The 21,178-nt window shown below is 61.7% G+C and carries 22 protein-coding genes and 4 pseudogenes; 15 read left to right on the forward strand and 11 right to left on the reverse strand.

Features of this window, described 5'->3' with window-relative positions; all coding sequences use genetic code 11:
* The 10 genes from ehuA (AC1DWF_RS17325) to AC1DWF_RS17370 all read left to right on the forward strand — a co-directional run.
* A partial coding sequence (ehuA, locus tag AC1DWF_RS17325; RefSeq protein ID WP_476841874.1) for an ectoine/hydroxyectoine ABC transporter ATP-binding protein EhuA occupies positions 1–566 on the forward strand: 566 nt, incomplete at its 5' end.
* A gap of 102 nt (positions 567–668) precedes the next feature.
* Positions 669–1,490 (forward strand): ectoine/hydroxyectoine ABC transporter substrate-binding protein EhuB, encoded by an 822-nt coding sequence (gene ehuB, locus AC1DWF_RS17330; RefSeq protein WP_476784693.1) that lies wholly within the window; start codon positions 669–671, stop codon positions 1,488–1,490.
* A 223-nt stretch (positions 1,491–1,713) separates the two neighbouring features.
* Positions 1,714–2,373: an ectoine/hydroxyectoine ABC transporter permease subunit EhuC gene (gene ehuC, locus AC1DWF_RS17335; protein ID WP_476784687.1), complete on the forward strand. Its 660-nt coding sequence runs from the start codon at positions 1,714–1,716 to the stop codon at positions 2,371–2,373.
* Positions 2,373–3,032, forward strand: a complete 660-nt coding sequence (ehuD, locus tag AC1DWF_RS17340) for an ectoine/hydroxyectoine ABC transporter permease subunit EhuD (protein ID WP_476841875.1) — start codon at positions 2,373–2,375, stop codon at positions 3,030–3,032. Before ehuC (AC1DWF_RS17335) ends, ehuD (AC1DWF_RS17340) begins: the two co-directional genes overlap by 1 nt.
* Before the next feature lie 8 nt (positions 3,033–3,040).
* Positions 3,041–3,820 (forward strand): ectoine utilization protein EutA, encoded by a 780-nt coding sequence (gene eutA, locus AC1DWF_RS17345; RefSeq protein WP_476789107.1) that lies wholly within the window; start codon positions 3,041–3,043, stop codon positions 3,818–3,820.
* Positions 3,817–4,830, forward strand: a complete 1,014-nt coding sequence (gene eutB, locus AC1DWF_RS17350; protein ID WP_476784689.1) for a hydroxyectoine utilization dehydratase EutB — start codon at positions 3,817–3,819, stop codon at positions 4,828–4,830. Before eutA ends, eutB begins: the two co-directional genes overlap by 4 nt.
* Positions 4,827–5,819, forward strand: a complete 993-nt coding sequence (gene eutC, locus AC1DWF_RS17355; RefSeq protein WP_476784690.1) for an ectoine utilization protein EutC — start codon at positions 4,827–4,829, stop codon at positions 5,817–5,819. Before eutB ends, eutC begins: the two co-directional genes overlap by 4 nt.
* 48 nt (positions 5,820–5,867) lie before the next feature.
* Positions 5,868–7,046: an ectoine hydrolase DoeA gene (gene doeA, locus AC1DWF_RS17360; protein WP_476784691.1), complete on the forward strand. Its 1,179-nt coding sequence runs from the start codon at positions 5,868–5,870 to the stop codon at positions 7,044–7,046.
* Positions 7,047–7,048: 2 nt separating this feature from the next.
* Positions 7,049–8,050, forward strand: a complete 1,002-nt coding sequence (gene doeB, locus AC1DWF_RS17365) for a N(2)-acetyl-L-2,4-diaminobutanoate deacetylase DoeB (protein WP_476789093.1) — start codon at positions 7,049–7,051, stop codon at positions 8,048–8,050.
* A gap of 140 nt (positions 8,051–8,190) precedes the next feature.
* Entirely contained in the window at positions 8,191–9,072 is an 882-nt protein-coding gene (locus AC1DWF_RS17370; RefSeq protein WP_476787129.1) for a DMT family transporter, read from the forward strand.
* 69 nt (positions 9,073–9,141) lie between these two features.
* On the opposite strand, the gene AC1DWF_RS17375 is transcribed toward AC1DWF_RS17370, so the two are convergent.
* From AC1DWF_RS17375 to AC1DWF_RS17395, 5 genes are read right to left on the reverse strand one after another with little or no spacing between them, the layout of a single operon-like run.
* A complete protein-coding gene (locus AC1DWF_RS17375) occupies positions 9,142–9,861 on the reverse strand; it encodes a GntR family transcriptional regulator (RefSeq protein WP_476789108.1) in 720 nt (239 codons plus the stop codon).
* Between the two features lie 5 nt (positions 9,862–9,866).
* Entirely contained in the window at positions 9,867–10,640 is a 774-nt protein-coding gene (ehuA, locus tag AC1DWF_RS17380; RefSeq protein WP_476789094.1) for an ectoine/hydroxyectoine ABC transporter ATP-binding protein EhuA, read from the reverse strand.
* A gap of 1 nt (position 10,641) precedes the next feature.
* Positions 10,642–11,301 carry an ectoine/hydroxyectoine ABC transporter permease subunit EhuD gene (gene ehuD / locus AC1DWF_RS17385; RefSeq protein WP_476789095.1) on the reverse strand — a complete coding sequence of 220 codons (660 nt, stop codon included), beginning with the start codon at positions 11,299–11,301 and terminating at the stop codon, positions 10,642–10,644.
* Positions 11,298–12,026, reverse strand: a complete 729-nt coding sequence (ehuC, locus tag AC1DWF_RS17390; protein ID WP_476841876.1) for an ectoine/hydroxyectoine ABC transporter permease subunit EhuC — start codon at positions 12,024–12,026, stop codon at positions 11,298–11,300. Before ehuC (AC1DWF_RS17390) ends, ehuD (AC1DWF_RS17385) begins: the two co-directional genes overlap by 4 nt.
* 56 nt (positions 12,027–12,082) lie before the next feature.
* The gene (locus AC1DWF_RS17395; protein ID WP_476785987.1) at positions 12,083–12,628 is read right to left on the reverse strand and encodes a type 2 periplasmic-binding domain-containing protein; all 546 of its coding nucleotides are present in this window, start codon (positions 12,626–12,628) and stop codon (positions 12,083–12,085) included.
* An 18-nt stretch (positions 12,629–12,646) separates the two neighbouring features.
* On the opposite strand from AC1DWF_RS17395, the gene AC1DWF_RS17400 reads away from it, so the two are divergent.
* Positions 12,647–12,928 (forward strand): 2Fe-2S iron-sulfur cluster-binding protein, encoded by a 282-nt coding sequence (locus tag AC1DWF_RS17400; RefSeq protein ID WP_476785986.1) that lies wholly within the window; start codon positions 12,647–12,649, stop codon positions 12,926–12,928.
* A 92-nt stretch (positions 12,929–13,020) separates the two neighbouring features.
* On the opposite strand, the gene AC1DWF_RS17405 is transcribed toward AC1DWF_RS17400, so the two are convergent.
* The gene (locus tag AC1DWF_RS17405) at positions 13,021–13,401 is read right to left on the reverse strand and encodes a transposase domain-containing protein (RefSeq protein ID WP_476785985.1); all 381 of its coding nucleotides are present in this window, start codon (positions 13,399–13,401) and stop codon (positions 13,021–13,023) included.
* A gap of 9 nt (positions 13,402–13,410) precedes the next feature.
* Positions 13,411–14,004 carry a recombinase family protein gene (locus tag AC1DWF_RS17410; RefSeq protein WP_476785984.1) on the reverse strand — a complete coding sequence of 198 codons (594 nt, stop codon included), beginning with the start codon at positions 14,002–14,004 and terminating at the stop codon, positions 13,411–13,413.
* 153 nt (positions 14,005–14,157) lie between these two features.
* Between AC1DWF_RS17410 and AC1DWF_RS17415 the strand changes: the two are divergent.
* Positions 14,158–14,410: pseudogene (locus AC1DWF_RS17415) on the forward strand (DUF4158 domain-containing protein); the annotation flags it as partial.
* Between the two features lie 137 nt (positions 14,411–14,547).
* Here the strand turns inward: AC1DWF_RS17415 and AC1DWF_RS17420 are convergent.
* The 3 pseudogenes from AC1DWF_RS17420 to AC1DWF_RS17430 all read right to left on the reverse strand — a co-directional run.
* A pseudogene (locus AC1DWF_RS17420) lies at positions 14,548–14,830 on the reverse strand (IS6 family transposase); the annotation flags it as partial.
* A 429-nt stretch (positions 14,831–15,259) separates the two neighbouring features.
* Positions 15,260–15,775: pseudogene (locus AC1DWF_RS17425) on the reverse strand (IS66 family transposase); the annotation flags it as partial.
* Between the two features lie 150 nt (positions 15,776–15,925).
* A pseudogene (locus AC1DWF_RS17430) lies at positions 15,926–16,279 on the reverse strand (ATP-binding protein); the annotation flags it as partial.
* Positions 16,280–16,464: 185 nt separating this feature from the next.
* On the opposite strand from AC1DWF_RS17430, the gene AC1DWF_RS17435 reads away from it, so the two are divergent.
* Positions 16,465–16,935 (forward strand): PhnD/SsuA/transferrin family substrate-binding protein, encoded by a 471-nt coding sequence (locus AC1DWF_RS17435; RefSeq protein ID WP_476789097.1) that lies wholly within the window; start codon positions 16,465–16,467, stop codon positions 16,933–16,935.
* Here the strand turns inward: AC1DWF_RS17435 and betI are convergent.
* Positions 16,899–17,513 (reverse strand): transcriptional regulator BetI, encoded by a 615-nt coding sequence (gene betI / locus AC1DWF_RS17440; protein WP_476841877.1) that lies wholly within the window; start codon positions 17,511–17,513, stop codon positions 16,899–16,901. The two genes, AC1DWF_RS17435 and betI, sit on opposite strands and share 37 nt — an antisense overlap.
* A gap of 52 nt (positions 17,514–17,565) precedes the next feature.
* Between betI and AC1DWF_RS17445 the strand changes: the two genes are divergently transcribed.
* A complete protein-coding gene (locus AC1DWF_RS17445; RefSeq protein ID WP_476783892.1) occupies positions 17,566–19,590 on the forward strand; it encodes a CocE/NonD family hydrolase in 2,025 nt (674 codons plus the stop codon).
* A 24-nt stretch (positions 19,591–19,614) separates the two neighbouring features.
* Positions 19,615–21,156, forward strand: coding sequence for an ABC transporter substrate-binding protein (locus tag AC1DWF_RS17450; RefSeq protein ID WP_476783893.1), 1,542 nt, complete (start codon positions 19,615–19,617; stop codon positions 21,154–21,156).
* Positions 21,157–21,178: the final 22 nt, after the last annotated feature.

Raw genomic sequence — 21,178 nt, forward strand, 5'->3', positions numbered from 1 at the left:
GGAATGGCGGGCTGGTCTCGGCCGACGAGCGGCACCTGACGCGGATGCGCCAGAAGATCGGCATGGTCTTCCAGCTGTTCAACCTGTTTCCCCATATGTCGGTCATCGACAATGTGACGCTCGCGCCAATGCTGACCAAGGGCGTTGCCCGCGCTGCCGCCGAGAAGCGCGCGATGGAACTACTCGACATGGTCGGCATGGCGGAGAAGGCGAAGGCCATGCCCGCGCAGCTCTCCGGCGGCCAGAAGCAGCGGGTGGCGATAGCCCGGGCGCTCGCGCTCCAACCCAGGATCATGCTGTTCGACGAGGTGACGTCCGCGCTCGATCCCGAACTGGTCGAAGAGGTGCTCAACGTCCTTTGGAAGCTGTGCGAGGAGACCGACATGACCATGCTTCTGGTCACGCACGAAATGGGCTTCGCCCATGACTTCGCCGACCGAATCCTGTTCTTCGATCGCGGCAGGATCGTCGAGGAGGGCAAGCCGGATGAGATTTTCCGCAATCCCAAGCAGGAGCGAACGCAAACTTTCCTGCGAAAGATCATCGCTGCCGGGCATCGTGTCTGACTGTAATGTCGCGGCATGGGCATGCGCCTTTGCCGTAAGACCGTATAACCAAAGGAGTTGGGAGCAATGAAAAAAATAGCGGTTTTCGCCAGCGTCGGCGCAATGGCGCTCGGTGCCGCGTTCGCCCTGTCCCTGCCGTCGTCGGCACAGGACAACGCCAAGCTCGAGCAGTTGAGGGCACAAGGCTTCGCCCGTGTCGCCATCGCCAACGAGCCGCCCTTCACGGCCGTGGCCGCCGACGGCAAAGTGTCGGGCGCAGCGCCTGATGTCGCCCGCGTCATCTTCGGCAAGCTCGGCGTGCCGGAAATCGTCGCGTCGATCTCCGAATATGGCGCGATGATCCCGGGCCTGCAGGCCGGCCGTCACGACGTCGTCACCGCCGGCCTGTTCATGAAGCCTGAGCGCTGCGCCGCAGTCGCCTATTCCGAGCCGGTTCTCTGCGACGCCGAGGCGCTGCTGGTGAAGAAGGGCAACCCGAAAGGCTTCAAGTCTTACGAGGACCTCGCCAAGGATGCGACCGCCACGGTTGGCGCGCCGGGCGGCGGCACCGAGGAAAAGTTGGCACTCGAAGCCGGCGTCCCGCGTGACCGCGTGGTTGTGGTGCCGGACGGCCAGAGCGGCCTGAAGATGGTGCAGGATGGCCGCATCGACGCCTATTCGTTGCCGGTGCTGTCCATCAACGACCTGGTCAAAAAGGCCGCTGATCCGAATCTGGAAGTCGTGGCGCCGGTCGTCGGCGCGCCGGTCTATTGCGACGGCGCGGCCTTCAAGAAAGGCGACGAAGCACTGCGCGACGCCTTCAATGTCGAACTCGCCAAGCTGAAGGAATCGGGCGAATTCGCCAAGATCATCGAACCCTACGGCTTCTCGGCTGCGGCTGCGATGTCGACATCGACGGAGAAGCTGTGCGCCCCGGCGCAGTGACGAGCGATTTTCCTTCTCCCCGTTCACGGGGAGAAGGTGGCCCGAACGGCCCGATGAGGGGCGGCGGCAAGTTCTGAGTGCCTAGCTCCGCCCCTCATCTGCCTACCGGCATCGACCGGGATCGAGCCGCTTGTCTCGCTCCGTCCTTCGGACCCGTGAACCGGGAGAAGGAGGTTATCCCCGAAGCCCTGGTCTAACGATCGAATGGATACTTCAAGAACCCATGGCCGACTGGTCCGGATATCTCAGCCTGATCCTGCAAGGCGCAGTCGTCACGGTGCAGCTCACTGTGATGGGCTCAGCACTCGCGTTGGTGATGGCGTTTGTTGCCGGACTGGGGCGGATTTCGCGTGTCTTCGCGATCAGATGGCTGGCGACGGCCTATATCGAGTTCTTTCGCGGCACATCCATCTTCGTGCAGTTGTTCTTCGCCTATTTCGTGCTGCCGTTCGCAGGCGTATCGCTGACGCCGTTGCAGGCGGGCGTACTGGCGCTCGGCCTCAATGTCGGCGCCTATGCGGCGGAGGTGGTGCGCGGCGCCATCCAGTCAGTCGGCTGGGAACAGTACGAGGCCTGCATCGCGCTCAATCTCAGCCGCTGGCAATGCATGAGCAAGGTCATCCTGCCGCAGGCGCTGCTGGTGATGCTGCCGACCTTCGGCAACAACGCGATCGAGCTGCTGAAGGCGACATCGGTGGTGTCGCTGATCTCGCTATCCGACATGACCTTCCAGGCCAATATCGTGCGCGCGCAGACCGGCAACACGCTGTTCCCGTTCGCCACCATCCTGGTTCTGTATTTCGCCTTCGCCATGATCATCGCCTTCTCCATCCGCGCCCTTGAACGGCGGATGGCGCGCGGCCTAGACGGAGTGCGCACCTGATGGAGTGGGACTGGAAATTCGTCTGGGAAATCATGCCCACCCTCATCCAGGGCGTGAAGATCACCATCCTCGCCACATTGCTGGGCTCGGTGTTGTCAGCCGTGGTCGRCCTTGGCATCGCGCTCGGCCGGCGTTCGGAAAACCGCATCGTTGCGCGCAGCGTGGGCTTCTTCGCCGAGTTCATCCGCGGCACGCCGCTTTTGGTGCAGCTCTATTTCATCTTCTACGTGCTGCCGGACATCGGCATCCTGCTGCCGCCGTTGCTGGCTGGCGTGATCGGGCTCGGGCTGCACTACGGCACCTATACGGCCGAGGTCTATCGCGCCGGCATTGACAATGTGCCGCGCGGCCAGTGGGAGGCCGCCAAGGCCTGCAATCTCAGCAACCGGCAGACCTGGACGCGGATCATCATGCCGCAGGCGATCCCGCCGATGATCCCGGCGCTCGCCAACTACTTCATCGCCATGTTCAAGGAGACGCCGCTGCTCTCGGCCATCACCGTGCTGGAACTGATGAACCAGGCGAAAAGCGTCGCGAACACCTACTATCGCTACATCGAGCCGATCACGCTGGTCGGCGCGTTCTTCCTGGCGATCAGCCTCGTCGCCGTCATGCTGCTGCGCTGGCTGGAACACCATTACGGACGGATCGAGAGATGAACGCACCTATGCAACCAAATGTGCAGATCGATCTTCACCCGACGCGGCCGGCGCTGGACGATCGGCCGCTGCCGAAGCGCGTCGGCCTGATCATCCTCGCGACCGACCACACGACCGAGCCGGACTTCCGCCGCATGGTGGCGAGCGAGCGAACCGGCGTCTATGTCGCGCGAATCCCCTATGCCAACCCGACGACGCCGGAAAACCTGCGCAAGATGCAGCCGGCGCTAACGGCTGGCGCCGCGCTCATCCTGCCGGACGAAACCCTTGAGGCGATCTGCTACTCCTGCACCTCGGCCTCTGTCGTCATCGGCGACGCCGAGATCGAAGTGGCGATCCGCGCGGCCAAGCCCGGCGTGCCGGTGGTGACGCCGCCGCTTGCCGCGATCGCCGGGTTGAAGGCGCTGGGCGCACGCCGCATCAGCATCCTCACCCCCTACACGGTTGAGACCAGCCGGCCGATGGCCACCTATTTCAGCCGCCACGGCTTCGAGATCGACCGCTTCACCTGCCTCGGCTTCGACGACGACCGCGAGATGGCGCGCATTCCACCTCAAGCTCTGGCGGACCTGGCGCGTGACGCGACCGCAAGCCAGTCGGACGCGCTGTTCATATCGTGCACGGCGCTACGCGCCGCGCTCGCCATGCCCGCCATCGAAGCGGCGATCGGCCGGCCCGCCGTCAGCAGCAACCAAGCGACCGCCTGGCAATGCCTGCGCCTGACGGCCGACGATTCCGCGCATCCCGCGTTCGGCCGGTTATTCACGCTGCCGCTGCGTGCCGCATGAGCGTGACGCTTGCGGATATCCGTGCCGCGGCCGAACGCATCGCCGGTAGGATCGAGCGGACGCCGACCGTGCTGTCGACCTCGTTGAGTGCGATTGCGGGCGTGCCGGTGCATCTCAAGCTCGAGCATCGGCAGACCACCGGCAGCTTCAAGCTGCGCGGCGCGTCGAACGCGGTCGCCCAACTGAGCGACGCCGACAAGCGCCGCGGCGTCGTCGCCGCCTCGACCGGCAATCACGGCCGCGCGCTGGCCCATGCCGCAAGGCTGGAAGGGGTCCGGGCCGTCATCTGCATGTCGCGGCTGGTGCCCGGCAACAAGGTGGATGAAATCAAGCGGCTCGGCGCGGATGTGCGCATCGTCGGCGACAGCCAGGACGACGCCCAGCAGGAGGTCGAGCGGCTGGTGGCTGAAGAGCGGCTGGTCATGCTGCCGCCTTTCGACCATCCGCACATCGTCGCCGGTCAAGGCACGCTCGGGCTGGAGATGATGCAGGCCGTGCCTGACGCTGCAACTGTTCTGGTGCAGCTTTCTGGCGGTGGGCTCGCGTCCGGCGTCGCCGCGTCGGTCAAGGGAACAAACCCCTCTACACGGGTGATCGGTGTGTCAATGGCGCGCGGCGCGGCGATGAAGGCGAGCCTCGACAACGGCCGGCCCCTGCCGGTCGAGGAACTGCCGACGCTGGCGGATTCGCTCGGCGGCGGCGTCGGCCTCAACAATCGCGTGACATTCGCGATGTGTTGCGACTTGCTCGACGATGTCGTGCTGCTGACCGAATCCGAAATCGCGGCCGGCATCCGGCATCTTTACGAGCAGGAGCGAGAGGTCGTGGAAGGCGCCGGCGCCGTGGGCGTGGCGGCGATCCTTGCCGGCAAGGTGCGGTCAAGCGGACCGATGATCGCCCTGGTCTCCGGCCGCAACATCGACATGACGCTGCACAGGCAGGTGATCAACGGCGAGCGGACCCGTTTCGAGCAGATGGACTTCTCGCACCCCCAGGAGCACGCGACATGAATTCGATGACCATCCTCACCGAGGCGGACCTGCGCCAGATCGTCAAACTGGATCACGACGCGGTGGCCTGCGTGGAAAACGCCTTCCGCGCGCTGGCGACGCTTGCCGTCGCCATGCCGCCGATCCTGCGGCTCGACATTCCCGAGTACCGCGGCGAAGTCGACGTGAAGACCGCCTATGTGCCGGGCATCGATGCCTTCGCCATCAAGATCAGCCCCGGCTTCTTCGACAACCCGAAGATTGGACTGCCCAGCGTCAACGGCATGATGGTCCTGTTGTCGGCCAAGACCGGTCTGGTCGAGGCGCTGCTGCTGGACAATGGCTATCTGACCGATATCCGCACCGCTGCAGCCGGCGCGGTGGCAGCGAAATATCTGGCGCGGCCCAACGCATCCGTTGCGACGATTTTCGGCGCCGGCGTTCAGGCCGTGTTGCAACTTGAAGCGTTGATGCTCGTGCGACCGATCGCCGAAGTCCGCATCTGGGCGCGCGACGCCGCCAAGGCGGATCGGCTGGCGGGCACGCTGCGCGAGCAGCTTAGCATCGCCGTGCGCGCCGAACCTGATGCGGCAAAGGCCGTCGCCGGTTCGGACATCATCGTCACGACCACGCCGTCAACCGAGCCGCTGATCCGCGCGGGTTTCGTAGAACCTGGCCAGCATATCACCGCGATGGGGTCGGACGCCGAACACAAGAACGAGCTGGCGCCCGCATTGATCGGAATGGTCGATCTCTACGTCGCCGACAGCGCAAGGCAGACGCGCCGGCTGGGCGAACTGCATCACGCGGTTCTTGCCCGACTTGTCGGAGCCGAGGCCGATATCACCGAACTTGGCCAGATAATCGCGGGCGCGAGGCCAGGACGCCGCGCGCCTAGCGACATCACCATCGCCGATCTGACCGGGACCGGCGTGCAGGACACCGCGATCGCCACTCTGGCGCGGGATCGCGCCAGAGTGGCCGGCGCCGGAACGACGTTCGAAAGCTGAATTCTACCCGGCCCAGAAAGAGGGCCCAACAAGCAGGATTTTAAGGAAATGCAGCCCAATCTGAAATTCACCCGCGCGGAATATGACGAGCGGCTGGCCAAGTCCCGGCGCGCCATGCAGGCCAAGGGTGTCGATCTGCTGATCTGCTCGGATCCCTCGAACATGGCGTGGCTTACTGGCTACGACGGCTGGTCGTTCTACGTCCACCAGGCTGTTCTGGTACCGCCGGACGGCGAGCCGGTCTGGTATGGCCGCGGCCAGGACGCCAATGGCGCAAAGCGCACCGCTTATCTCTCGGCAGACAACATCGTCGGCTACGCCGACCACTATGTGCAGTCGATCGAGCGCCACCCGATGGACTACCTGTCCAAGGTCATTGCCGATCGCGGTTGGGACAAGCTCACCATCGGCGTCGAGATGGACAATTATTATTTCTCCGCCGCGGCCTTCGCTTCGCTGCAAAGACATCTCCCGAATGCGCGCTTCGTCGACGCCACGGCGCTGGTCAATTGGCAGCGCGCGGTGAAAAGCCCGACCGAGATCGACTACATGCGCAACGCAGCCCGCATCGTCGAGGCAATGCATGCGCGCATCGTTGAGAAGGCGCAGGTGGGCCTGCGCAAATGCGATCTGGTCGCCGAAATCTACGATGCCGGCATTCGCGGCACGCCGGAGTTCGGCGGCGACTATCCGGCGATCGTGCCGCTGCTGCCGTCCGGAGAGGATGCCTCGGCGCCGCACCTCACCTGGGACGACAGGCCGATGAAATCAGGCGAAGGCACGTTCTTCGAGATTGCCGGCTGCTACAACCGCTATCATGTGCCCCTATCCCGAACCGTCTTCCTCGGCAAGCCGACGCAGGCCTTCCTCGATGCCGAAAAGGCGACCCTCGAAGGCATGGATGCAGGACTGGCGGCAGCCAGGCCTGGCAACGCCTGCGAGGACATCGCCAACGCTTTCTTCGCGGTCCTGAAGAAGTATGGGATCACCAAGGACAACCGGACCGGCTATCCGATCGGTCTTTCCTATCCGCCGGATTGGGGCGAGCGGACGATGAGCCTGCGCCCCGGCGACAAGACCGAATTGAAGCCCGGCATGACCTTCCATTTCATGACCGGCCTGTGGCTCGAGACGATGGGGCTGGAAATCACCGAATCGATCCTGATCACCGAAACCGGCGTCGAGTGCCTGGCCAACGTGCCGCGCAAGCTGGTGGTGAAGGACTGATCATGACAACTGACATGCGGCCTTCGCCGATCTCGCCCAGCGTCGATTTCGACCGCGACGGCGTCCAGCACGGCCATCTGCGCCTGCCGTACAGCCGTGACGATTCAGCGTGGGGCTCGGTGATGATCCCGATCTGCGTCGTCAGGAAGGGTGCGGGTCCGACCGCGTTGCTGACGGGCGGCAACCATGGCGACGAATACGAGGGCCCGCTGGCGCTGTTCGACCTGGCGCGACGTCTCGACCCGAAAGACGTCTCGGGCACAGTGATCATCGTGCCCGCGATGAACTACCCGGCCTTCAGGACCGCGACGCGCACATCGCCGATTGACAAGGGCAACATGAACCGCTCTTTCCCCGGCAGGCCCGATGGAACGGTGACGCAGAAGATCGCGGATTATTTCCAGCGTGAATTGCTTCCCCGCGCGGACCTGGTGCTGGACTTCCATTCCGGCGGCAAGACGCTCGACTTCCTGCCCTGGTGCGCGGCGCATGTACTGCCAAACAAGGCGCAGGAAAAGGCGGCGTTTGCGGCGGTCGAAGCTTTCTCGGCGCCGTGGTCGATGAGGATGCTGGAGATCGACACGGTCGGCATGTACGACACTGCCGCCGAGGACATGGGCAAGGTCTTCGTCACCACGGAGCTTGGCGGCGGCGGCACGTCGACGGCCGAAACGGTGCGTATCGCGCGGCGCGGCGTGGCGAATTTGCTCCGCCACGCAGGCATCCTTGATGGCGCCATCGAGACCGCGCCGACGACTTGGCTCGACATGCCGGACGGATGTTTTTGCTTTGCCGAAAGCGACGGTCTAATCGAGACCATGGTCGATCTCGGCCAACCCGTAATAGCCGGTCAGGTTGTCGCGCGCATTCATCCGATCGGAAGCACGGGTCTCACGCCTCAGGACGTCCGATCGGACCTTTCTGGCCTACTCGCCGCCAGACATTTTCCAGGGCTGGTCCAGGCGGGCGACTGCGTGTCGGTGATGGCGGTCAAGCTCGGCTGAAGCGTGTCGCCCAAAAGTGCGCAGCGGTTTTGGAACAATGCAACGCGCAAAACCAAAGGCTTAGGGCGCATTGCATCAATCCGTTCTGGCGCGACGGGCTTTAGAGTCAGGCCCGCGTCGCCTCCAACCTTCGGCCCGTCATGAAATCATCGCTCACACAGACACCCGGCCTATCGGTCGCCTCGCTGGTGCTCGGCGGCATCATCATCGGGCTGTCGCCGATCTTTGTCAGGCTGTCGGAACTCGGCCCGGTTTCAACCGCCTTCTGGCGCGTCGGGCTTGCCATGCTGCCGCTGCTTGCGTGGCAAGCAATCCAAGTTCGGCCGGCGAGAAGCGACCCGCAGCCGGGCTCACTTCGCGATGCTGTTGCCCTGACTGTGCCTGGTGTGATGCTGGCCGGCGACCTTCTAGCCTGGCACATCTCCATCCATGTTACCTCTGTCGCCAATGCCACGCTGCTTGCCAATATGTCGCCGATCTTCGTCGTGCTCGGCGGCTGGCTGCTGTTCGCAAATACGGTCAGCCGGGCGTTCCTCGCCGGGCTGGCGCTGGCCATCTGCGGCGTCGTTCTGCTCAACGGCGCTCTATCCGGCGGTTCCAGCCATCTGGGTGGTGATGCCATCGCGGTTCTGGCGGCTGTATTCTATGCCGGCTATATTCTCACCTTGTCACGGCTGCGCAGCCGCTATTCGACGCTGACGACCCTTCTCTGGTCGTCTGCCACCGCGGCGGTCTGTATTCTTCCGGTTGCGTTGCTCTTCGAACCGTCATTCGTACCGGTGACCATTTATGCCTGGGCGATCGTTCTCGCCCTGGCCTTGCTATGCCACGTCGGCGGCCAGGGCCTCATTGTCTATGCGCTCGCCTTGCTGCCCGCTTCATTCTCGTCGCTGACGCTGTTGACACAGCCAATCATAGCCTCTTGCGTTGCCTGGATTATACTTGACGAGCCGCTGGGCGCGATGCAGGCCGCGGGCGGCGTCATCGTGATTGGTGGCATTCTCGTCGCAAGGCGCGGATAGACGTCGGAATAACTTGACGGCACCGGAATTTCAATGTGACAGTCGACGGTCAACATCTACAATCCTTCATTATCTGCCTCGGTCATTCGTTCTCCTTAGCGCGGCTGACAAATGGGTCATGGAGCGAAACACATGATTTCGGGCAACTAGACCGATACCGAGGCGATCGTCAATCTCCATCGCGCGGATCAGATCCTCGACTTCTGTGGCGATGTCGTCCAGCGTTTCATCCCAATCCATTGAAGGTAGAACGAGAAGCCACATCCGGGATGTCAGGAAGAACAGCTTGCGCAGCATGTCGCGCAGCAGGCTGTTTCCGACCTGCTCCGTCAACGCCTCGTAATAGGCGATATTGACACGCGCGAATTCACGAGTGTCGCGCCGGCCCTTGAGTGCGAGGAAAGCGGCCTGGTAATGGCGCATGCTGGCGATGGTTTCGGGCGTGGACGGCAGCGGGTCGAGCACGCCCATCAATTCCGCCAGCGCCATGCGCAATGCATAGACCTCGTTCAACTGATACGGCTGGATCATCGTCACAACCGACCCAACGCCATGGCGAATTTCGACAAGCCCGTCGAACTCCAGCCTGGCAAGAACCCGGCGGATCGGTGAGCGGCTGACATTGAATTCCAGCGCCAGCGCTTCCTCGCTGAGGCGAAACGCCGGCGGGTAATCCATCGTGCAGATTCGCATCCGTATCTCTTCATGGAGCGCGTCGAAACGCTCTTGCGATGCTGTCCGCCGACGCAATGGCTCGTCCTTCGTAAGGAAATTTTCCTCGTTGGTCACGGCGATCAATGGGCCTCGGTCACGTGGAGGAATGCTCGGGTTCGCTCTTCCCGCGGTGCTCCGAACAGTTCATCAGGTCCTCCCTGCTCATGAACCCGACCGCCATGGAAAAAGCATACCCGGTCGGAAAATTCCCGCGCGAAGGCCATCTGATGCGTGACCATCAGGATGGTCAGCTTGTGCTCGGCGGCGAGATTGCGAATTACCGCCAGCACCTCGCCGATCACTTCCGGGTCGAGCGCCGAAGTGACCTCGTCGAAAAGCATGACCTTGGGCCGCATGGCGAGTGCGCGGGCAATTGCCACACGCTGCTGCTGTCCCCCCGAAAGCTGGCTGGGATAATGCCTGGTCTTGTCCAGAAGGCCGACCATTTTCAGCAAATCCGCAGCCCGCGACTCGGCTTCCGTCCGGCTCATCCCATTGACGCGCATCGGCGCCTCCATGCAATTTTGAAGCGCCGTCATGTGCGGGAAGAGATTGAACTGCTGGAAAACCATGCCGACATCACCGCGGACAGTGCGTTGGTAGCGCTCATCAGCAACTGCCAATCCACCCGCCTTTCGGGGCATATGGGTGATAGGCCGGCCGGCGACCCAGATCACACCCTCGCTGATTTTATCGAGCGTCATCAGGGCGCGCAGCACCGTTGTCTTTCCCGATCCGGACGGACCTATGATCGTCACTCGCTCGCCCGGCATGACCTCTAGACACAGATTGTCCAGGACTGCCAACGACCCGTAGCGCTTTGAAACGGCTTCAAATCGAACAATTGGTTCCATGTTATGCACCCTTCAATTTGACGCGCTGATCAAGCAGCCGCACGGCGCCGCCGGCAACCATGCTGAAGACGAGGAAAAATAGCCCCGCTAGCGTGATCGGCTCGGTGTAGCGGAACGTGTCATTACCGATGATGCGCGCGGTTGCGACAAGTTCGATAACCGCTATGGCGAGCAGCACGGGCGTCTCCTTGAACATCGCCACGAAATAATTTCCGAGTGGCAAGATCACCGGTGGAATAGCTTGAGGCAGGATGATCCGCCAGTAAGTCGTCGCAAGCGGCATGTTCAGGGCGGTTGCCGCCTCCCACTGGCCGCGTGGCACGTTGTCGATCCCGGACCGGTATACTTCTGCGCAATAGGCTGAGTAGTGGACTCCCAGCGCGACAATCCCACAGGCAAAGGATGGCAACGTCACCCCCCATAACGGCAGGAAATAATAGAGCGCGAAGAGCTGTATCAGCAACGGGGTCGAGCGGATGAACTCGATGAACACCATGACCGGCACGGTTACGAGCGCCGTGCGTAGCGAGCCTAGAACCGCCAGCACCAGCCCGAGAACAAGCGCCAGGGCAAAACCGCCAAATGTCGCGGCAAGCGTGACAGTCGAGGCCATGGCGAGATCGGGAACGATGCCGATCGCATAATCCCAATCCCAGATCATGCCGAACGTCCCACCAAAAGACCCTGGCCGGCCAGCCGGGCCAGAAGCCTCATTCCGATCGTAATGAGCAGCCCTATCGCGAAATAGAAGAACAAGATGATGGTGAACACTTCAACCGTCCGATAGGTGGTCTGGTTGAGCTGGTATGCCGTATAGGTGAGGTCGGAAATACCGATGAACGAAACCAGGGCGGTTAGCTTGAACAACTGGATGAACAGGTTTCCCCATGGCGGGATCATCAGCACGAACGCTTGCGGCAGGATAATGCGTCGCATTCGCGTCCAGGGCGACATGTTAAGTGCGATCGCCGCCTCATACTGCCCCTTCGGCACAGCGCGGACGGCGGCCTCTACCACCACGCCGCCATAGGCGCCGACATTCAGGGCGACGCCGAGAACGCCGGCGCTGAACGGATCTATGCGCGGACCGAACAGCGGAAGCACGTAGAACAGCCAGAAGAGCTGAACGAGCGCCGAGGTGCCGCGAAAGATCTCGACATAGGCAGCGGCCGTCCAGCGCACAGGGGCAAAGGGCGCCATTCTTCCGAGCCCACCCGCAAAGGCGAAGATAACCGATAGGATGGYTGCGCAGATCGTGATCTTGACAGTTGTCAGCGCCGCGTCCGCGAAGACCAACAGGCTGTCGGAGAATGGCGAGTTCGCAAAATAGACGCCACCCAGAATAAGTGTCGCGAGAAACAGGATGAAGAGTGCGCGGATCGACAAAGCAAGGGGCCTCCAAGGCGTGAAGACGGGCCGAAGCCCGCCTTGTCCGGTATGAGCTACAGACCTTTCGAGCAGAGTTCTGCTGTCGTCTTGTCCGGACGGTCATTCGGCGTAAAGCCCCAGCGGGCCGCCATCTTCGCGTAGCCCTCGCCGTCTTGCAGATAGCTGGTCTGGATCGCATTGAAGGCTTGGACGAACTCCTGGTTCTGCGCTTGTTCTGCAGCCTCGCCTTTGCGGAACGCTATCGCGCCGTGGCCTTTGTAAGTTTCGCCGGCGATTTCGGTGATCGAACCGGAACTCTCCACGCCCAGGAGTTCTCCAGCGCTTAACACGATGTCGGCAATGGCGAATGCCGACAGCGCAAATCCGTCGGCGCGACCGGACATTACCGCACCCAACCCCGCCGACTTGTCCCCGACCCGCAAAAGCTTTTCGTCTGGAACTCCATCCTTCAGCGCCAGTGTTTCTTCCGTGCCTCCCGCCAGGACCGCCCCTTCGGTCGTCGTGATATCCTTGAACGTTTTCAGTCCCTTGGGATTGCCGGTTTTGACGACATAGGCAGCGCCCTGACCGAATGTAGGCTCCGAAAAACCCAGGCTCACTGATGCTGAAAAAGCGGGATGAAGAGAATATTCTGCCTGCGAGTAAAGGCATGGATACGATTCGAGCCGTCCGGGGTGGAGGCGGAGTGGACTCCGTCCGACGGGCCACTCCTCGATTTCCTGGAGCGGTTGAGTTTGACAAAGGAAGCCTCCTGCAGATCAGGCATATGTCTCACATGCGCCGCCGAACTGGTTTCGGGCACTGTTGTCTATCCAGAAGGAATCAGCCCTCCCGATGAGGCGGCGACTGTCATCCTTTGCAGCGCAAGACCCGCGAGTGATTTGATCATCAGAATCTGACGGATGCTCGGATTGTCCATGTTCATGGCTGCCGCCGCCCTCCTGTGGCCTTGGTGCGTTGATGCCGTTTGAATGGTATCGGCACGCAGGGTTCAACGTAGCCGGGTCAGCTGATGCCATTCAAGTTCCACGAACCTCGCCGCCATCGGGTTCCAAAACACGCGGAACTTCGCCGGCGTCCCGTCGAGCCGCTCGGAGACGTCTTCGCCGATCCGCACTGGCATACAGTTGCCGCAGGGGCAAAGCGCGGCGACGGTCTCCGGCTCGATGATGATCTCGACGCGCTCCAGATGCTTCGGGAACGCCTTGCGCGGCCGCGCAGCACGGCGCTCGCTTGCCGGCTTTGCCGCTTCAAGCTCGGCCTCGATCGCGCCGAGCCCGGTCTGGACCTCGTCGAAGGCAAAGGCCTGCTGATCGACGTCGAGCTTTTCGGAGCTGCGGCCGAACTGGGGGTCAGGACAAGAGCAGTTCAAAATCCTGCGCTAAGACCGAACGGAGCGTGAACCCTCGTCGCGTATCCGCATGATAGTCTGGCGGCTTGTTGCGAACTTCCTGGCGACGGCCGAAACGCTCAGTCCGGCCGTCAGCTCGACACGCGCATCTTGTTTCTGCTTTTCGCTCAGGGTTGATGGGCGGCCGAGAATTTTCCCCTCTGCCTTGGCACGCTTAAGGCCGGATTGCGTCCGCTCGATCAACAGATCGCGTTCAAACTGTGCGACGGCATTGAGGACGTTCATGGTCATCGTGCCGGCCGAGCTGGCGAGATCAACGCCACCAAGCGCAAGGCAGTGAACCCGCACGCCGATTTCAGCCAGTGCCTTAACCGTTGAGCTGACGTCGATAGCATCGCGGCCGAGACGGTCAAGCTTGGTCACGATCAGAACATCGCCGGATTCCAGCCTGTCCATAAGCCGGGTGAACCCCCGCCTTTGAGCGATGGCGGTGCTGCCGGAAACCGTCTCGGTGATGATCCGGCGAGGTTCGACCAGAAAGCCTGCGGCCTGGATTTCCTGGATCTGGTCCTCAGTGGTCTGGCCCGTCGTCGAGACGCGGGCATAGGCGAAGGTGCGTGGCATAGGTTCAATTTCGTCCGAATAGGCTGTCCGGAACATCTCTCCTGTTCATTAGTGTGTCAATATAATTTGTGGACAGGCGGTTTTGCCCCTGTACGGAATCGAACCTTAACGTACAGGGCACGGTCATTGGTGCGCAAATGTAGGGAGTAGCAAATGGCCAAGCGGAAACTTCTCAAAGTTCAGGACCGGCAGGCGCTTTTCGATATTCCCACCGACGAGGATAGCTTGATCCGCCACTATTCCCAGTCACCGGCCGGCTCAAAATCGAGGTCCGCAGACGGGAGCATAGTCGGCTCGGCTTTGCGGTGCAGCTCTGCCTGATGCGTTATTGGGCCGCGCGCTGATGGCCAACGAGATGCCGCCCAAGGCGATGCTCAACTATATTGCCGAGCAAATTGGAGGGAGTTGTCAACTTAACGCAGTATAGCGCGTCTGGAGAGACTCCAGCCCGATTTTAGTCGTCATAAGCCTTTGATTTGCTTACGGCACGATTTTTCGCTTGACGAGTAGACGGCAGTAATTCTCGTTAAGTTGACAACTCCCGCGCCACAGATAGTGCGTCTTGCCCGCGATGGAGATCACGACCTCATCCATATGCCAAATATCTTGCCGCGAAGGTCGCTTGCGCGGCAGCCGGCGAGTAGTCCGGCCCGAACTTGATCCCCCAGCGGCGGATGGTTTCGTAAGACACCACAATCCCGCGCTCAAGCAGCATTTCCTCGACCAGGCGCAGGCTCAGCGGGAACCGATAGTACAGCCACACGGCATGAGCGATGATTTGCGGTGGGAAACGGTGGCGCTTGTAGCTGACGGCGGGGTGGTTCATGCTCATCATCTATGAAAAACTTGCTGAGCCAAACTTAACGTGACGAGCTCCTCTGAGGGCAAAACGCTCGGTTGAGAAACTGAACCCTGGCCAAAAACATCCCTGATTGTTTCTGACTCCACGTAGAACATCGCGTCGCAGCGCGCGCAAGCTGGTCGTCCCGACAACAAATCCGCCCCAGTTACCGCCTCACAGGTAACCGGGGCAGATTGGGTGGCGGTGGCGCTTTGCCAGGCAACCTCGTCGGATCGCAGCCTGGTTTTTGGCACCAGCCTCGATGAAGCGACGCCATTGGCTTATTGCACGCGTTGTGATTGCGGTTGTGCGCCAGGCCGGCACCGTGTCGGTTCACGGCGATCACGATCAGGAGCGGGTTGTGGATGAATGCAGGCGAAGTCGCAGCATCCGGAGCCGCAGGCGTCGCAATGCTTAGGCTCTTGCCACGATGAGGCCTGCTAGCGGCGGGATGTCTTGATCCCGATCGGCGATGCCGAGCCGGTCGCCAAGATAGCGATAGAAAGACAGGCCGAGCTTTTTGCAGGTCTTCACCAGACCGAGCATGGTGTCACGCGCAATGCGGCCGTCACGGCTCATGGTGCCACCGGAGATCTTTCGCTTGGTCACAAAGCTGCGCAGGTCGTTCTCCGAGGCATTGGTGTGAAGCGGGATCTCCGGCCGCTCCAGCACGCGCAGCAGTTCATCCTTGCGACGATGCAGCCGCACCAGAAGCTTGTCGAGCTCAGCATAGCCAGTGCGGATCGAGAATATTCGATCGAACCGCTTGTGGAACGCGTCGCTGAGACCGGGCGAGGGGTTTTGTCGGAAAGCTTTGAGCGCTTTATGAAAGCGCCAGATCAGATCGCGCATGTTCTCGACCAGATGCACCTGGTGGGGTTTGGCTGGCATCAGTTTTTGCAGGAGCCGCTCTGCATGCACGCAGCAAAGTGGCAATGATCGCGGAATCGGGACCCTGTATTTTCGCGCAAAAGGAACCCCGGTGTTGGGGTGTTGAAGGGCACGCCGGTTAGCGCCCGATCAGGGGAGCTGGTCGGGGTTGCGCAGCCTGATCGGGCGCGGCTAATTGGCTTTTCGGCTTTAGCCTTGAGAGCGGCTCTTGAAGCGCCAGGATTCGTTTCCGGTCTCGACGATSTCGCARTGRTGSGTSAGGCGGTCGAGCAGSGCSGTYGTCATCTTGGCGTCGCCGAAKACGCTCGGCCATTCACCGAATGCCAGGTTGTTGGTGATGATGATCGAGGTGCGCTCGTAGAGCTTCGAGATCAGGTGGAAGAGCAACTGCCCGCCGGCCTGGGCAAAGGGAAGATAGCCGAGTTCGTCGAACACGACGAATTCGAGCCGGGTGAGATGGTCTGCGATGCGGCCCTGCCGACCGGCACGGGTCTCAGTCTCGAGCCTGTTGACGAGGTCGACGACGGCCCTCGAACGCTTCCGCCCTATCCGCGTCAACCGCTTCAACCCCAGGAACTTCCTCTTCCCTCAGCGTGTATCGTTGCAGAGATTCCCACGGAGCCCCAAAACTGCCAGATTCCGCGCCAAATCGGCCCAAACGCCGATGCTAGTCCGCAGTCTGTGTCCTTTACACCCGTCCTTCTAACTGCGGCGATGGGCCGGTCCAAATGGCTGCGGACCTACCGACGGCGATTTGGGGTTGGACAGTCCGGGATTCCCGTGAGGGCCGCATTGAGGTCGGGGCTATGGATGCCTACGCCTACAAGTTGTTGTCAATATACGAACCGGATGCAGTGGTGGGATTGCGCGTCGTCGCAACGATCCGGCCACTTCCATGTCCAACGCTCGTTGCATCCAGAACTGCGCCCGCCGATATGGTGTCAGCCCTGCGGCAGGCACTGTTGTGCGCCCATGAAAGCGAAGACGGACGTGCTGCGTTGCGTCCGCTCGCGATCGAACGCTTCGACTGCCCGGATGTGGCCAACTATAGCGTGCTCGCGAGAGGCGGCGGAGGCGGTCGGTCAGAGGCTTGCGGCATGGTGACGGCAGGAGCACGCTGGCGACACGGGGCGGCAGGCGCCGCGCTCCGTCTAGGCGCGTCCTATGGATTGATAGCGGGGATCAACAAGCAGACGTAACGCCAACAGATTCTTCGGGCATTTTCCAAATCCCCTTCCTCATAGTCGCGGGCGATCTGCCAGAAAAAGCCGTCTATCAAGGCTACAATGCCGTTGACGGTATCGTCGACCTGACTGGCGGGAACCAACTGTTTGACGGCGTAGCGGATGTTAGAGACGAAGCGCGCGCCCGTCAGATGATAGAGATGCTTGATGCGCGGCTCGGTCTGGGAAGCGATCATGAACTGCATCCACGCCGCCGCGCGCTTGGRCGCGCCCAAGTGCTGCGGCGCGAACGAGCCGTCGACGATCGCCCGCAGCCGCTGCACCGGCGTCGGATTTGCAGGCGCCAGCTTGAGAATATCCTGACGAAACAGGTTCGACAGATTACGCATGGCCAGCGCCATCAGCTCTTCTTTGCTGTCGAAATAGTGATTGACCAGCCCGGCCGACATTCCAGCGCGCCGGGCGATGGCTGCCATCGTGGCGCCGGACATACCTTCGTCCCCGATGACAGCGACCGCGGCGTCCATCAATTCTTCCCGGCGCATCGCCTTGATTGATCGTTTCGCCATTGCATTGCCTTTCAGTTTGTGCATTGATTAGCCATTCAATATATTAAATGCTCATTTAATCAAAGCCGGAGTTCGTATGCCCAGCGTCATTATTTCCGGGGTCAGAACAGTCGAAACCCACTGGATTCCGCTTGCCGACGGCCGCAAGCTGGCCGCACGCTTGTTCCTGCCAGAAGACGCCGAAGACAATCCCGTCCCGCTGATCCTCGAATACATACCGTATCGCCGTCGCGACGGCACGCGCACGGGCGATGAGGAGATGCATCTTTTCTTCGCCGGCCACGGCTATGCCTGCGCCCGCGTCGACATTGCCGGCACCGGCGATTCCGAAGGCCTGCTCGACGACGAATATGTCAAGCGCGAGCAGGACGACGCGCTGGAGATTCTCGACCATCTTTGCGCGCAGCCCTGGTGCACCGGCGTGGCCGGCATGATCGGCAACAGCTGGGGCGGGTTTTCCGGTTTGCAGGTCGCAGCGCGCCGTCCGCCGCAATTGAAGGCAATCGTCACGTCCTGCTCAACCGACGATCGTTACGCTTGCGATGCGCACTATAATGGTGGCCTGCTGATCAACGATAATTTCGGCTGGGGCGGGGCGTTGTTCGGCTATTCGGCGCTGCCGCCGGACCCGGCCGTCGTCGGCGAGGATCGCTGGCGGCAGATGTGGAAGGACCGGCTCGACGACCACAAGAACCATGCCGCTGAATGGCTGAAGCATCAGCGTCGCGACGCGTTCTGGAAGCAGGGTTCGGTGTGCGAGGAATTTTCTACGATCGAGTGCGCCGTGCTGGCGGTCGGAGGCTACCTCGATGGCTACACGCAGACCATCTTCAGCCTGGTCGAGAACCTCAAAGGGTTGGCCAAAGGTCTTTGCGGTCCGTGGGGCCACAAGGAACCAAACTATGGCGTACCCGGCCCTGCCGTCGGTTACCTGCAGGAATGCATCCGCTGGTACGATCACTGGCTGAAGGGCATCGACAACGGTGCCGACCGCGAGCCGGACATGCGCTTCTACCTGATGGACTATGCCACGCCGCATTCGCATATCGACTTCAGGCCAGGCCGCTGGCTGGGTTTTCCGCAATGGCCGGCAAAGCAGATCGGCGACAAGACCTGGTGGTTGAACGGCGACGGCAAGCTCGGCGAAACGCAGGATGCCGGCGGGGCAAGGCCGATCATTTCCTCGCCGCTCACCACCGGCGTGCAAGGGCAGGAATGGTGCCCCTATGGCCAGGGCCGCATCTCGGCCGAAGGCGCACGCGACCAGCGGGCCGATGATGGCGGCTCGCTTTGCTTCGACAGCGTGGTGATGGATGCCGACCTGCCGCTTGCCGGCATATCGAAAATCAGGCTGCGCGTCGCCGCCGACAAGCCACAGGCGCAAATCTGCGTCAGGCTGAACGATGTGGCGCCCGATGGCACCTCCGCCTTCATCACCTTTGCGCTGCTCAATCTCACGCACCGCGAGAGCCACGAGTTTCCGACGCCGCTGACGCCAGGTCAGTTCGAGGATGTCGAACTGGAATTCAAACCGGTGGCGCAGATCATCCCCAAGGGACACAGGCTGCGGGTGGCGATTTCCTCGTCCTACTGGCCGATGGCCTGGCCGTCGCCGGAGCGCACGATGCTGACACTCGACCCAAAGGGCTGCCGGCTCGATCTGTCGATCCTAGCCAGCGAAGATGGCCTGGCACCCGTCGCTTTCGAGGAGGCGCTGTGGGCGCACCCCGGTCCGGTGACGATCAAGGAGCCGGCGCGCCAGCTGCGCTCGCTGACGACCGACCTGCCGACCGGACGCAACGAACTGACGGCACTGTCCGACGATGGCCGCTTCGTCTTCGAGGAAACCGGCACAGAGATCACCTCTTGGCGCCGCAAGGTCTATGGGATCACCGACGACGACCCGGCGAGCTGCGTGACGCAAGTGACCTGCCATGAGGAATTGACCAGGCCCGATTGGAGCGCACGGCTCGATTGCGGAATAACCATCAGCTGCGACCGCGACAATTTCTACGCACGCGGCTGGGTCAAGGCTTACGAGCGGGGAACGGTCTTCGCCGAGCGGACTTACGACGAGGTCATTCCACGCGATTGCATGTAGCCAACAAAAAAAGGGGGAACAAAAATGCACATGAAACTCGACCGCAGAACATTCCTGGCCGGCTCGTCGGCACTGGCGATCCTGCCCTATGTCAGCTTCGCGCGGGCGGCTGACAGAACCAACCCGATCATCGCGCTCGATGCCGATATTGGCAATCTCGATCCGGGCAATCGCGTCGGCACCACCGAAGGCAACATCATCCGTTCGGTTTGCCAGACGCTGGTGCGGTTCGAGCCGGGCAAGACCAGCTGGACCAACGACGCGGCCAAGGAGTTCAAGCAGATTTCCGTCACCGAGTTCGGCTTCGAACTCAACCCCGGCCAGATGTTCACCGGTGGCTTCGGCGAGATGACAGCCGACGACGTCAAATACTCGTTCGACCGCTACATCAATGGCGACAAGAACGGCAAGAAGCTCGCCTATGCCGACGACATGAAGGCGCTCAAATCCGTCGAAGTCACCGGCAAATACACTGGCAAGCTAATCCTCAAGCATCCCTCGGCCGCACTCTGGCTGATCGGCATCTGCGACGCGTCAGGTGCGATCCTGTCCAAGAAGGCCGTCGAACAACTGGGCGACAAGATCGCCACCACGCTGATCGGCTCCGGACCGATGACTCTCAAGGAATGGCGCCCGAAGGAACAGTTCGTGCTCGCCGCCAACCCCGACTACAAGGGGCCGTACAAGGCGCATTTCGAGGAGATCACCTGCAAGATCATTCCCGAGCGCAAGACCTCCTTCCTGTCTTATCAGGCCAAGGAGCTCGACTTAACCGCTTTCGATGCCGACCAGCTCGACACCGCCAAGGGCCTGCCGGACACCAAGGTGATCGACATTCCAGGGATCGACTACACCTGGATCGGCATCAATGTGCAAAAGGGCGATCTCGCCGACCTTAAGGTGCGCCAGGCCATCCGATGGGCGATCGATGTCGATGCGATCATCCAGGGTGCCTATTCCGGCGCCACTTCGCGCGCCAAGACGCTGCTGGCGCCCGGCCTGCTCGGCAACTGGGCCGATGCGCCGCTCTACACGAGGGATCTCGCCAAGGCGCAGGCGCTGCTCGCCGAGACCGGCAAGACGGGGCTGACCTTCACCTTCACGTGTCTCAACGACGCGACATCGCTGGCGGTGGCGCAGATCGCTCAGGCCAATCTCGCCGAAGTCGGCATCACGCTCACTATCAACGCGATGGATTCAGGCGCCTACTGGGCGCTCGGTGCCGACGATGCCGGCAAGGATCTCGAACTGACGCTCATTGCCTACACCTCCAAGTTCGACCCGAGCTTCCAGACGCAGTGGTTCCTCGCCAGCCAGATCGGCCTGTGGAACTGGCAACGCTGGAACAATCCCGAGTTCGACAAGCTCCACCAGGAGGGCCTGGAGACGCTGGACACGGCCAAGCGCGAGGAGATCTATATCAAGATGCAGAAGCTGCTCGATGAATCGGCTTCCTGCATCTGGGTCACGCACGGCCGCAACTTCTTCGTCAACGCGGCCTGGCTGAAGCCTATGTTCCTGCCCAATGGCAAGGACTGGCAATTCGAGTTCTTTGACAAGGCGTGAGGTCGATGGACCAGATGACCAG

The organism is Aminobacter sp. P4_D5 (genome assembly GCF_056401815.1).